The organism is Bradyrhizobium sp. CCBAU 53338, from assembly GCF_015291665.1.
Lineage (GTDB): Bacteria > Pseudomonadota > Alphaproteobacteria > Rhizobiales > Xanthobacteraceae > Bradyrhizobium.
On sequence record NZ_CP030048.1, the window covers coordinates 4,342,043 to 4,355,431 of the forward strand.

Here is a 13,389-nt window from a genome sequence, read left to right on the forward strand (position 1 = left end):
GGAAAGGAGTTTGAACATGAACAGTCTAAGAGTTTTGGGTGCGGCCGCAGCGCTGGCACTGGTTCTTCCGATGGCAACCCCGAGCTTCGCGCAGGGCCATGGTGGCCATGGCGGCGGCGGTGCCCATTTCGGCGGTGGTGGCGGCGGCGCTCACTTCGGTGGCGGCGGCGGTGCCCGCATGGGCGGCGGCAGCTTTGGAGGCGGCGCGCGGTTCAGTGGGGGCGGCGGCAATTTTGCAGCCAGCGCGGCGGTGCGCCCGAGCGGCGGCGCCACTTTCAGCGGCGGTAGCCGCAACTTCGCAGCAGCCGGAGGCCATTGGAATGGCGGCGGCGGCAACTGGCACGGCGGCAGCTGGCACCACCATCGCGGTGGCGGCTTCTGGCCGGGCTTCGCGGCGGGTGCCGCGATCGGCGGCCTTGGCTCATACGCCTATTACGGCGGTCCGTATTACGGCGATGGCTACTACGACGACGGCTATTATGACGACGGTGCGACCGTCGCCGTGGTGCCCGACACCGGCGGCGATTCAGTGGCCTATTGCGCCCAGCGCTATCGCTCCTACGATCCGGCGTCCGGTACCTATCTCGGCTATGATGGCCTGCGCCATCCCTGCCCGTAGCACGACCTGACGTGCAACGTTCGAGGGCGGCGCCGGCAATCGGGGCCGCCCTTTCGTTTACGGGCAATCTTGCTCGGCCATCTCCCGCGAATCCTGCCACGAGCAGCTTTCGTGGAGCGCGCGGATTGGATTCAACTTTTCATTGAAGTCCGACGGAATTCACCCAGCTCGCCGAACCTGCAAGGCCGCTATGCATTGCGCCGTGCATATCCTTCCAGGCCCAATCCAAAATTGACCCGGCGCACGATTCGCTTATATCACCAGTCGCTGTGGGGACTTCGATCTACTAGGGAAGGTCATGCCGCGTATTCTCGTGGTAGATGACGATCCGATGGTCGGCGCGACCATCGAGGTCCTCCTGCTGCGTCAGGGCTTCGACGTCACGTTGACTGACGGCGGCGAAAGCGGGCTTGCTGCGCTGGAAGCGCAGACGTTCGATGTGATGCTGGTCGACATCTTCATGCCGCATATGCGCGGCTTCGAATCCATCCGCATCTTTCACGAGCGTGCACCGACGATCCCCTTGATCGCCATGTCGGGCTATGCCTTCGCCTCATCCGCCTCGCCCTCCCCGGACTTCCTGCGCATGGCGCTGGAGCTCGGTGCGACGCGCTGCCTGCGCAAGCCGTTCACGCCCGAGACGCTGCTGACGACAATCCGGGAATGCCTCGGCGAGCGCGCGCCGCCGAAGGACCAGAAAGAGGCCCCTTGATCCCCTCGCAGCGCGTCATTCTCGGTGCTGGACTTGCCGTTCTCCTGCTCATCACCGCCGCCTCGATCGGTCTCGACGTCAAGTCGCGGTCGGACGCCGCTTGGGTCAACCACACCGTCGGCGTGCTGAAGAAGATCTCCGATCTGCGCGTCCTGATCCGCCGCGCCGAAAGCGCCGCGCGCGGCTACGAGATCTACCGGAGTTCGAGCTTCAACGACGAATTCCGAGCGGTGCAAGCCCAGATCGCGCCCGCCCTTGCCGACCTCAAGCGCAATATGCGCGACAATCCCGATCAGACCGCGCTGATCGAGGGCACCGAGCCGCTGGCGCTCCGCCGGGTCGAGATTGCCGCGGAGGCGATGCGCCTGCGCGCGGCCAATGACGCCGACGGCATCGCCGCGCTCAACGGCAAGGCCGAAGGCCGCGGCCTGATGGACACGGTGATGGGCAACCTCGACCGGCTGAGCGCCGGGGAAGAGCGGCTGCTCACCGCGCGATCGCAGGATTCGCGCCGCACCGGCATCGTGCTGCTCGGCATCGACGTCGCCGGCGCCCTGCTCATCCTGCTGCTGGTCGTGATCGTGACGCGCGAGAGCCAGCGCACCAAGAGCACGCTGTACGAGACCCAGGCCGCCAAGGAAGTCCTCGAGGCCGCCGTTGCCGAACGCACCGAGCATCTCGTCACCGCCCATGACGAGCTGCGCCTGTCGGTCAACGTGCTGCAGAGCACGTTCCGCAGCATGGCGGAGGCGGTGCTGGTGATCGACGCCGAGGGCACCGTGCTGCTGTCCAATCCTGCGGCCGAGCGCATGCTGCTGCATCGGACCGGCATGAGCCTCGGCAATCTGCGCGCACTGTCCGACGTCTTTCACGGCGACGGCGTCACGCCGCTCGGGTCCGACGAGCTGCCGTCGGTGCGCGTGCTGCGCGGCGACGAGTTCGAAGATCTCGAGATGATCGTCCGCCCGCACAGCGGCAACAACGTGCGCCATCTGATGATCAGCGGCCGGCCGATGCGCGACGGGCAAGGCAACATCTCCGGCGCCGTGCTGGTCTATCACGACGCGACGTCGTCGCGCGAAACCGAGCGGCAGCTGCACCAGTCGCAGAAGCTGGATGCCATCGGCAAGCTGACCGGCGGCGTCGCGCACGACTTCAACAACATGCTGACCGTGATCTCGGGCAACACCGAGACGCTGGTGGCGCGCCTGAAGGACCAGCCCGAGCTGCAGCGCACCGCGCGCCTGATCGACGATGCCGCCGAGCGCTGCGCGGAACTGATCCAGCACCTGCTGGCCTTCGCGCGAAAACAGCCGCTGCAGCCGCGCGACGTCGAGATCAATTCCGCCATCGCCGACATCGCAAAACTGTTGCGCCCCACCCTCGGCGAGCAGATCCAGATCGAGACGGCCCTGCAGCAGGGGCCGATGACCTCTCATATCGATCCCTCGCGGCTCACCAATGCCGTGCTCAACATGGCGATCAACGCCCGCGACGCCATGCCGGACGGCGGCAAGCTGCTGCTCGAGACCCGCCACGTCGTGCTGGACGAGGCCTATGCGCAGGTCAATCCCGACGTGCGGCCCGGCGCCTACGTGATGCTCGCCGTCAGCGACACCGGCACCGGCATGCCGCAGAGCGTGCAGGAGATGGCGTTCGAGCCGTTCTTCACCACCAAGGAGGTCGGCAAGGGCTCCGGCCTCGGCCTCTCCATGGTGTACGGCTTCGTCAAGCAGTCCGGCGGCCACATCAAGATCTACAGCGAGGAAGGCCACGGCACCACGATCAAGCTCTATCTGCCGCCGGGCCAGGGCGTGACGGAAGCGACAAGCTCGATCGCGCCGCAGGCCGAAGGCGGCGCCGAGACCATCTTCGTGGTCGAGGACGACAATCTGGTGCGCAACTTCGTCACTGCCCAGCTCCAGAGCCTCGGCTACAAGACGGTCTCCGCGGGCGACAGCCGCGCCGCGCTACAGATGATCGAGGCCGGCCAGGCCTTCGACCTGCTCTTCACCGACATCGTCATCCCCGGCGGCATGAGCGGCCGCGTGCTTGCCGAGGAAGTGGCAAAGCGCCGGCCGGGCGTGAGGGTGCTCTACACCTCCGGCTATACCGACAACGCCATCGTCCATCACGGCAAGCTCGACGACGGCGTGATGCTGCTGACAAAGCCCTATCGCCGCAACCAGCTCGCCGAGATGATCCGGAAGGCGCTGAACGGCGGGCCTAGCGCGTCGCCAGCACCACCGCCGCCAGCGTGAAGATCAGCGAGGCGATCTGCCCAGGTCCCAGCGGCTCGTGCAGCGCGATCGCCGAGGCCACGACGCCGATGACGGGCACGGCCATCGTGCCGATCGCCGCCACCGAGGCCGGCAAGCGCGCCAGCGCCGCAAACCAGCTGACATAGGCGATGCAGAACTGCACCACCGTGGAATAGACCAGCAGCCACCAGCCTGTTGGCGTCACCCTGTCCAGATGCGTGGTCTCGACCAGGAGGCCGATGATCGAGATCGGCAGGCAGCCGATGCCGATCTGCCAGGCCGCGGCCGTGATCGGCGGCAGATAGATCGGATATTTCTTCGAGAACACCGTGCCGATTGCAAAGCCGAGCGCGCCGCCCAGCGCCATGATGATCCCGGGCGCCTTCTGCGCGCTGGCGGCGATGCCGTTGCCCCCCATGATCGAGGCAAGGCCGGCAAACGCCATCACCAGGCCCAGGGTGCGCAGCACCGTCGGCCGCTCGCCGAGCACCGGCCAGGCGATCAGCGAGGCCCAGACCGGCATGGTGTAGGCGATCAGCGCCGCTTCGCTCGCCGGCAGCCAGAGCAGCGCCAGCCCCATCAGCACCATCCAGCCGGTGACGTTGAGGACAGCGGCGGTGAGCAGCCGCGGCCAGACGCCCGGCTCCACGCGCAGGCTCTGGCGGCGAACCAGTGCGAGCAGCGCAAGAAGGATAGCCCCCAGCACGCCGGTGACGCCGCGCAGCGTCAGCGGCGGCAGTTCGCCGATCAGGAATTTGGTCACCGGCCAATTGAAGCCCCAGCCGATCGAGGTGATGGCGAGGAACATCAGGCCGGCCGGGGCGATACGCGGCTGCGTATCCCGGCTAATCGAATCAAGCATGTGGGCAGTCCGGCAAAATCGCCCTCAGCTTGGCGCGGATTCGGCTCCCCGACCACCACCTCGGCGGGCATGCCTGCCCTCACCTTCCGTACCACTACGTGAGTCTGCCTGACGCAATCCCATCGCCCAAAAATATACCTGCCCTGTGAACAGCGGGATGAAGCGTCCGGATCATCACGGGATGCAAATTTTTTCGGTTGGGAATCCCTCAGGACTCACTGATACTTGGCTCAAGACAGGCGCGGGCTTCGCCCCCTGTTATCCCCCACAATCCACCATATTTAGTATTTGATTCAGGAACTCGCACTAGTTCTTGACGGGCGCTTTGGAGAGTCCTAGCTTTCGATCCGTTCGGCGCGAGTGAGTTTGCGTCCCGCCGGCACTCCCCCAAAGGGTCTCGCAAATCGACACTCCGCCAAGCCAGCCAAAGGCCGCGGAATGAGGGCTTGTCTGCCCGTGAAATGTGGACTCCCCGGGGCGCCAGAACGGGCCGGCAACAGGCTCTGATGGCATCGGTAGACGTTGTCACGGTGTGGGGCGTTTGAACGCATGTCGGGCTCATCCCCTTGGGGGCGGATGTTCCTGGACATGCCGGCGGATGATCGATGCGCGCATCGGTGAATCACGTCGGGAGAAACTGGGCCGGATCCACCGGCTGAACTGCGGTGCCCGAGGGCCGATCGGCCTGGGTGGAAACGCGAAACGAAATAGCGACCCGGACGCCTTCAACGAGGGGCGTGTCGGGTCAAAGATAAGGACGGGGCAAGACCATGCGGATTGAGCGGCGCCACACCACTTCGGGACAGTCACCTTACGCGGGAATCGAATTCCGCCTGACCACGTCGGAGATCCGGAATCCCGACGGCTCGGTCGTGTTCAAGATGGACGGCGTCGAAGTCCCGACCGAATGGTCGCAGGTCGCCTCCGACGTGCTCGCCCAGAAATACTTCCGCAAGGCCGGCGTCGCCGCACGCCTGAAGAAGGTCGAGGAAGAGTCCGTCCCCTCCTTCCTGTGGCGCTCCGTGCCCGACACCGAGGCGCTCGCCGCTCTCCCCGAGAAGGAGCGCTATGTCAGCGAGCTCTCCTCCAAGCAGGTGTTCGACCGCCTCGCCGGCTGCTGGACCTATTGGGGCTGGAAGGGCGGCTACTTCTCGACCGACGAAGACGCGCAGGCCTTCTATGACGAGCTCCGCTACATGCTCGCCATGCAGATGGTCGCGCCGAACTCGCCGCAATGGTTCAACACCGGCCTGCATTGGGCCTATGGCATCGACGGCCCCGGCCAGGGCCATTATTACGTCGACCCCTTCACCGGCAAGCTGACCAAGTCCAAGTCGGCCTACGAGCACCCGCAGCCGCACGCCTGCTTCATCCAAGGCGTCGGTGACGACCTCGTCAACGAGGGCGGCATCATGGACCTCTGGGTCCGCGAAGCCCGCCTGTTCAAATACGGCTCCGGCACCGGCTCCAACTTCTCGCGCCTGCGCGGCGAAGGCGAGAAGCTGTCGGGCGGCGGCCGCTCGAGCGGCCTGATGAGCTTCCTCAAGATCGGCGACCGCGCGGCCGGCGCGATCAAGTCGGGCGGCACGACGCGCCGCGCGGCCAAGATGGTCGTCGTCGACGTCGATCACCCCGATATCGAGACCTATATCGACTGGAAGGTGAAGGAGGAGCAGAAGGTCGCAGCCCTCGTCACCGGCTCCAAGATCAACCAGAAGCATCTCAAGGCTGTGTTAAAGGCCTGCGTGAACTGCGAAGGCTCGGGCGATGATTGCTTCGATCCCGAGAAGAACCCTGCCCTCCGCCGCGAGATCAAGCTCGCCCGCCGCAGCCTCGTGCCCGACAACTACATCAAGCGCGTCATCCAGTTCGCCAAGCAGGGCTACAAGGACATCCAGTTCGACACCTACGACACCGACTGGGACAGCGAAGCCTATCTCACGGTCTCGGGCCAGAACTCCAACAACTCGGTCTCGCTGAAGGACGACTTCCTCCGCGCCGTCGAGACCGACGGCGACTGGAACCTGAACGCCCGCACCTCCAGGAAGGTGACGAAGACGCTGCGTGCGCGCGACCTCTGGGAGAAGATCGGCTACGCCGCCTGGGCGTCGGCCGATCCGGGCCTGCACTTCAACACCACCATGAACGACTGGCACACCTGCAAGGCGTCCGGCGACATCCGCGCGTCCAATCCGTGCTCGGAATACATGTTCCTGGACGACACCGCCTGTAACCTCGCGTCCGCGAACCTGCTGACCTTCTACAACACCGAGACCAAGCAGTTCGACGTCAAGGGCTATGAGCACCTCTGCCAGCTCTGGACCATCGTGCTCGAAATCTCCGTGATGATGGCGCAGTTCCCCTCGCGCGCGATCGCCGAGCTCTCCTACGAGTTCCGCACGCTCGGCCTCGGCTACGCCAACATCGGCGGCCTCTTGATGACGATGGGCCTGTCCTACGACTCCAGGGAAGGCCGTGCGCTCTGCGGCGCGCTGACCGCTGTGATGACCGGCATCACCTACAAGACCTCGGCGGAGATGGCGGCCGAGCTCGGCACCTTCCCCGGCTACAAGAAGAACGCCGCGCACATGCTGCGCGTCATCCGCAACCATCGCCGCGCCGCGCATGGCGAGGCTTCCGGCTACGAGGCGCTCTCCGTCAACCCGGTGCCGCTCGACCACGCCTCGTGCCCGCAGGCAGACATCGTCGCCCATGCCAAGGCGGCCTGGGATGCGGCGCTCGAACTCGGCGAGATCAACGGCTATCGCAACGCCCAGACCACGGTGATCGCGCCCACGGGCACGATCGGCCTCGTGATGGATTGCGACACCACCGGCATCGAGCCCGACTTCGCGCTGGTGAAGTTCAAGAAGCTCGCCGGCGGCGGCTACTTCAAGATCATCAACCGTGCGGTGCCCTCGGCGCTGCGCGCGCTCGGCTATCGCGAGAGCGAGATCGCGGAGATCGAGGCCTACGCCGTCGGCCACGGCTCGCTCTCCAACGCGCCCGGCATCAACGCCTCGACGCTGAAGGCCAAGGGCTTCACGGATGAAGCCATCGCCAAGGTCGAAAAGGCCCTGCCGACCGCCTTCGACATCAAGTTCGCCTTCAACAAGTGGACCTTTGGCGAGGATTTCATCCGCGACCAGCTGGGAATCGGTGCGGAAGCCATTGCGACTCCGGGCTTCGATCTCCTCCAGGCCGTCGGATTTACAAAACGCGAGATCGAGGCGGCCAACGTCCACATCTGCGGCGCGATGACGGTCGAGGGAGCTCCCCACCTCAAGGCTGAACATTACGCGGTGTTCGATTGCGCCAACCCCTGCGGCAAGATCGGCAAGCGCTATCTGTCGGTCGAGAGCCACATCCGCATGATGGCTGCCGCCCAGCCCTTCATCTCGGGTGCGATCTCCAAGACCATCAACATGCCGAACGACGCCACGGTGGAGGACTGCAAGTCCGCCTACATGCTGTCTTGGAAGCTCGCGCTGAAGGCCAACGCGCTCTATCGCGACGGCTCCAAGCTCTCCCAGCCGCTCAACTCGCAGCTCATCAGCGATGATGAGGACGAGGATGATGCGGTCGAGACGCTCTACGAGAAGCCGATGGCGGCGCGCGCCACCCAGGTCTCGGAGAAGATCGTCGAGAAGCTGGTCGAGCGCATCATCGTGATGCGCGAGCGCGAGAAGATGCCGGACCGACGCAAGGGCTACACCCAGAAGGCGGTCGTCGGCGGCCACAAGGTCTATCTCCGTACCGGCGAATATGACGACGGCCGTCTCGGCGAGATCTTCATCGACATGCACAAGGAAGGCGCCGCGCTGCGCTCCTTCATCAACAATTTTGCGATCGCGGTCTCCCTCGGTCTGCAATACGGCGTGCCGCTCGATGAATATGTCGACGCCTTCACCTTCACCCGCTTCGAGCCGGCGGGCCCCGTGCAGGGCAACGACAGCATCAAGTACGCGACCTCGATCCTCGACTACGTCTTCCGCGAGCTCGCGGTGAGCTACATGTCGCGCTTCGATCTCGCCCATGTCGATCCCAACGAGACGGGCTTCGACGCGCTCGGCAAGGGCGTCGAGGAAGGCAAGGAGCCGGACGAGACCCATCACGCCACCAAGCTGGTGTCGCGCGGCCTCACCCGCTCCCGCACCGACAACCTTGTGGTGATGCGCGGCGGCAGCGCCGCCATCGCGCAAGGCAACGACAGCGCGCCGTCAGGCGGCAGCAAGGTCACGGCCCTCGCGCACGGTGCTTCGACCCGCGTCGGCGACGCCATCGAAGGCGCCGTCGCGCTGAAGCAGGAAGCCCAGCACGACCTGTCTCCGACGGAGAAACTCGAAGCCCTGCAGTGGAGCAAGGCCGGCAGCGCCGCAACGGTGGCGGCCCCCACCAAGGCCGAGCGCCGCGCGGAAGCCAAGGCCAAGGGCTATGAGGGCGAGATGTGCAGCGAGTGCGGCAACTTCACGCTGGTGCGGAATGGGACCTGTATGAAGTGCGATACTTGCGGCAGCACGACGGGGTGTTCGTGAGGCGGTAGCCCACCACCAGAGCTAAGCTAGGTTCGCACGAGACCACGACAAAAGACTAAGGGGGCAACTTACAGTTGCCCCCTTTTCTTTTTATGTTTTATCGAATTTGATGAAAGGCACGAACCGGAGGAAATTGTAATGCCAAAGGATTCGACGCTTTCACTGTTCTATCCAGGGCGCGCCAATCCAGGATCATTAGAAGCCAGAGAGCTACTCCAAGTCTTATCGGCCTTTACTCGCATTGCAGGCAAAGCCAGCCGAACCTGCTATGGGAACTCGGCGGGTGTATCATTGCGAATTGAGCGGGTTCAACCTGGCTCTGTTGATCTGCAGTGGCTTCACGAAATTGCAGCAACCGCCCAATCAACATTCCCCGCATTGCCTGCTCTCGCACTCGGCATTAAAGATATTCACTCGCTGATAAAAGCCTGGTTCGACCTAATGAAATTCCTCCGAGGCCAACCTCCTCAAAGAGTGCAGAACGTATCGAATGGAAATGCCCTATCAATCGAGAACGCCAGCGGCCAAACGCAGGTATTCAATGGAAACGTGTACAACACATTCATAATTGGCGACATTGGCAGCGACGCGGAGAAGCTTGAACTGCCGATCAGACGAGGCGCAACTAAGCTGGAGCTAAAACAGGGAAGGAAAAAGATTACGACCTATATTTGCAGCTTCCCAAAGCAGAAACGCTCCGAACGCGATTGCTGAAAAACAAAAAAGTAACCCGCGGCCGATAGGTCCCGACACGCCAATCTTAGCCAATATTTCACTAAGCGTTTCCATTCTCTGCCCCCGCACACAACAATGAACTAAATTCGTTACCGCAGCCTACTTACCTCACCATCCATACCACCGCCGCAGCCATCTTGTTGCCCTCCACGCTCAAATGACGCCCGTCGGGACCGACGCCGCCCGGCTGCCGCCAAACTGACATGCAGCGCGTGGGGTTGGCGCAGCGTTTCACTTGGGGTGCAGTCCAGCACTGCCCCCAAATCGCAGCTCGGTTCCGGCTTCGAGGCTCATCAACACCCTGCCTTCGAAATTGCCTTTCCGATCACCCCCTTCCCTCCTAAACTCCCACCTCCACCGGCATGCGTTCCGACGGGCCCGGTAGCAGCGGAGTCACTCTTATGCCCAAACCGGAAAGCTTCCCGATCGAGAAGATCTTCGTTCCCACGAAGCAGAAGAAAGCCATCAAGCCCGAGACCGTCGCGGAGGTCGCGGAAAGCATTATGGAGATCGGACAGCAGGAGCCCATTTCCATCAGGCTCGACGGAGACCGCCTCGTTCTGGTCGAGGGGCTGCATCGGCTGGAGGCCTGCAAGGCGCTCGGCGAGACGACCATTCTCGGTGTCCTTGTTACGGCCGAGCTGGCGCAGCACAAGCCGCTGCTCGCCGAACGACCCGAAGTCGAGGCTGAACGCCTCAAGATGGCGCGATTGAAACAGTTGCGCCTCGAGAAGGAAGCCGCAGAGGCATCGATGGCTGCCTCGACGCGCCTCAGCGCAACGGAAGCGCCGCGCGCCCGTCCGGCGAAAGGCGTCCGCGACACCACGAAGGCATCACCGGTCCGGACCACGAAATCGGCCCCGAAATCATTGTCGGCCTGGATCAATCAGCAAAAGGGCAGCGGCGGCCGCTATTGATGGCTGGCTCCAGAATGACGGCGACGGCGCACTCAATTGACCCATCCACCCCGAATTGAATGCATTGGTCACCAGCCAGGCCTGCGCGCTGCTGCGGACTATCCCCTCAACCTCTCATCCACGCTCCAGCGCCCCGGCCCCGTCACGAACAGCAGCAGGAGGCCGCCGGTGATCGCGAGATCCTTGCTCAACAGCGTGTACTGCAAATTCTGCGCGGCCTGCGGAAAATCCCAGTAGCGATGCGCGGTGGCAAAGGCGATCACCACGAAGGCGATGGCGAGAAGCGCGCCGTAGCGCGTGCCGACGCCGAACAGCAGCGAGACGACGACGACCCATTCGACCACATGCGCGAGCGTGCTCATGACGGCCGGCGCGGGATAGCCCAGCGATTTGAGATAGTCGGCATTCGGCCCGCCGCCCCACACGGTCATGAGAAACAGAACGGCCAGCAGCACGCGGCCGGCGAGCAGGATCGGATCGGTCGCGCGCGTGGCGATGCCGTCGGTCAAGGCAAGATATGAATGTGACGATCGTTCGGTCATGCTTTCCCCCAAAAGCTGAACACGTTGCGACACGCAAATTTTGGCCGCGGCGAACGCTGGTCTTACGGGTGATGCAGCGTGGCCCGGCCGTCGCCAGACTGCGCCCAAACCGCACCGTCTTACAAGCGCGCATAGGGTGGGGTTAGCCCCGCCCTACCTCGCCACGCCCACCACAGCCGCGGCCATCCTCTTGTTTCCCTCGACGCTGAGATGACGCCCGTCGGGACCGACGCTGCCCGGCTGCCGCCAGACCGACATGTAGGTCCCCCAGACGTCGACGACGCGGATGCCCCTCGCCTTCAACTGGCTCTTGATGGCCGCGATGTTCTGCATGGCCTGGGCCGGGCTCATATTGTGCCTGACGTCGTTGGCCGGGTTGTCGCAGAGGATGACGAGCTTCGTCCCAGCCGGGACGGCGCTCGGTGTGCGGGCCAGCGTCTGGTCGGTGGTCTCGCCCCAGACCCCGGCATTGGCGACGTGAACCTGGGATCCCTTGGCGCGCAGCATCCCCTCGAGCAAGGCTGGCCACATCTCGGATTCCGAGACGTTGCCGTGCACCGCGCTATGGCCGAGCGCCACGATCTGCGCGGACGCAGGATGGACCGAGGCAATGACGATGGCCGCAACGGCGGGTAAGAAAATTCGCAGCCTCGAATGGGGCATGACCGGCTCCATCAATTCCTGAAATCGCTTCGCCCGGGGCCGAATGAATGCCCCGTCGAGATCGGCCAATGTTCGCCAGCAGCCCGCGTTTGGCAACTGCGATTTGCGGCGGAGGACGTCAATCAGTTCGGGAAGCCTGTGCGATCGACCGCAGCTCGCGCTCCTTCCGGAAACAGATCACGTGCGGCGCGGCCGAGATCAATGTTTGCCAGCTCGGCAGACATCTTCCGGATGACGCGGGCGCCCCTGCTCCAACCCGCTCCCGGCCCGCCATAATTTTTCCTTTGCGCGCGCGTTGTGTTGGACAGCGGCGAGACCTATCCTTCGCGTGATCGGACCGCCTCCCATTGACGCCGACCGGATGGAGCGCGCATCGGTGCCTGAAACGAACGACGCCAACCCTGATAGGGTCAAGCCCGATATCGGCAAGCCTGATACCGCCAAGCCTGGTACCGTGAAGCCTGATACCGCGAAGCCGGACGAGGCGCGCGCCGAGGGCGGGTTGGCGCGGGCCTACGACCGGATCAAGAGCGCGGAGGAAGACCTTGCGCGGCTGGACCGGCTGGTTTCCGGAATGGAACGCGATGGCGAACGCCCGCAAACCGCGCCAGCAAACGCCGCTGCAAAGGCGGCGGAAACTCCGAGGGATGCCGAAACTCCTGATAAAATCGCGCCGGTACCGGTGAGCACAGTTCGCAATCCAGGCCTGAAGGGAAATCGGCCCATGCTGCGTGCCCTGCTCATCCTCGTGCTCGCGATCGGCGTTCTCGGTGCCGCCGTCGCGTCGCAATATCGTGAGGAGGCCACATCGCTCAGCAAGTCGATCATGGCGCGCCTGGTTCCGCCGGCCAGTCAGCCCCCACGCGCGTCCGCGGCCGAACCTCCGGCGCAACCGGCCGCCGTGCAACTGGCTGCTGCGGATCAGCCAAATTCGGTGCCCGCGCCGCCGCGCGGCAAGGACACGGACGTCACGCCAAAAGCCGACTCCCCGGGACCTGACGTTCCAAAGGCCGAATTTCTCAAAGCGGACGCGCCAAAAGCCGATGGTCCACGAACCAGTGCCCAGGCGCCTGACCCGTCATCGCCCGACCTCGCGCAGTCGCTCAAGACCGTCACCACCGAGCTTGCCAACATCACTGCAAAGCTCGAGCAGTTGAAAAACAGCAACGAGCAGACGCTACGCGAGCAGGCGGACACCATTCAACAGCTCAAGGCGGCGCAGCAGAAGGATGCGGCGGACAATGCGCGCCTGGCCGCGCAGGTCCAGGCACTGCAGACGCAACTGACGGCTTCACCGGCGTCCGCAGCCGCGAAGCCCGCCGTGCGCAGTGTGAACATGGATGCGGCGGCGCGGGCGCGACCTCACGTGCCGGACGCCCCACCGCCCCGGCGACCCAGGCCACCGCGAGAACGCTGGATGCCTCCGCCCTATATGGGCGGCCCTTACTACGGCGATCCGGATTGGTGAGCCCGCCAGGCGCGCGGGGCTCGACGGCGGTTAATGCCGTGGGATGGGTAGAGCGAAGCGAAACTCATCCTGCGC

General features: G+C 64.3%; 10 protein-coding genes. 7 read left to right on the plus strand and 3 right to left on the minus strand.

The window, feature by feature from the left end; translation table 11 throughout:
- Positions 1-16: 16 nt before the first annotated feature.
- The 3 genes from XH90_RS20420 to XH90_RS20430 all read left to right on the plus strand — a co-directional run bounded on the left by XH90_RS20420 (position 17) and on the right by XH90_RS20430 (position 3,592).
- Positions 17-619 carry a BA14K family protein gene (locus XH90_RS20420; RefSeq protein WP_194476147.1) on the plus strand — a complete coding sequence of 201 codons (603 nt, stop codon included), beginning with the start codon at positions 17-19 and terminating at the stop codon, positions 617-619.
- A 298-nt stretch (positions 620-917) separates the two neighbouring features.
- A complete protein-coding gene (locus XH90_RS20425; RefSeq protein WP_194476148.1) occupies positions 918-1,331 on the plus strand; it encodes a response regulator in 414 nt (137 codons plus the stop codon).
- Positions 1,328-3,592, plus strand: a complete 2,265-nt coding sequence (locus tag XH90_RS20430) for a CHASE3 domain-containing protein (protein ID WP_194476149.1) — start codon at positions 1,328-1,330, stop codon at positions 3,590-3,592. Before XH90_RS20425 ends, XH90_RS20430 begins: the two co-directional genes overlap by 4 nt.
- On the opposite strand, the gene XH90_RS20435 is transcribed toward XH90_RS20430, so the two are convergent.
- The gene (locus XH90_RS20435; RefSeq protein ID WP_194476150.1) at positions 3,558-4,454 is read right to left on the minus strand and encodes a DMT family transporter; all 897 of its coding nucleotides are present in this window, start codon (positions 4,452-4,454) and stop codon (positions 3,558-3,560) included. The genes XH90_RS20430 and XH90_RS20435 overlap by 35 nt on opposite strands.
- Positions 4,455-5,224: 770 nt before the next feature.
- Here XH90_RS20435 and XH90_RS20440 point away from each other — a divergent pair.
- The 3 genes from XH90_RS20440 to XH90_RS20450 all read left to right on the plus strand — a co-directional run bounded on the left by XH90_RS20440 (position 5,225) and on the right by XH90_RS20450 (position 10,641).
- Positions 5,225-8,989 (plus strand): vitamin B12-dependent ribonucleotide reductase, encoded by a 3,765-nt coding sequence (locus XH90_RS20440; protein ID WP_194476151.1) that lies wholly within the window; start codon positions 5,225-5,227, stop codon positions 8,987-8,989.
- Between the two features lie 138 nt (positions 8,990-9,127).
- Positions 9,128-9,703, plus strand: a complete 576-nt coding sequence (locus XH90_RS20445; RefSeq protein WP_194476152.1) for a hypothetical protein — start codon at positions 9,128-9,130, stop codon at positions 9,701-9,703.
- A 422-nt stretch (positions 9,704-10,125) separates the two neighbouring features.
- Positions 10,126-10,641, plus strand: coding sequence for a ParB N-terminal domain-containing protein (locus XH90_RS20450; RefSeq protein ID WP_194476153.1), 516 nt, complete (start codon positions 10,126-10,128; stop codon positions 10,639-10,641).
- 98 nt (positions 10,642-10,739) lie between these two features.
- Here the strand turns inward: XH90_RS20450 and XH90_RS20455 are convergent, their stop codons facing one another.
- Entirely contained in the window at positions 10,740-11,216 is a 477-nt protein-coding gene (locus tag XH90_RS20455; RefSeq protein WP_256442385.1) for a DoxX family protein, read from the minus strand.
- A 120-nt stretch (positions 11,217-11,336) separates the two neighbouring features.
- Positions 11,337-11,846 (minus strand): GDSL-type esterase/lipase family protein, encoded by a 510-nt coding sequence (locus XH90_RS20460; RefSeq protein WP_194476155.1) that lies wholly within the window; start codon positions 11,844-11,846, stop codon positions 11,337-11,339.
- A 361-nt stretch (positions 11,847-12,207) separates the two neighbouring features.
- On the opposite strand from XH90_RS20460, the gene XH90_RS20465 reads away from it, so the two are divergent.
- Entirely contained in the window at positions 12,208-13,314 is a 1,107-nt protein-coding gene (locus tag XH90_RS20465) for a hypothetical protein (RefSeq protein WP_194476156.1), read from the plus strand.
- The last annotated feature ends 75 nt before the right edge of the window (positions 13,315-13,389 follow it).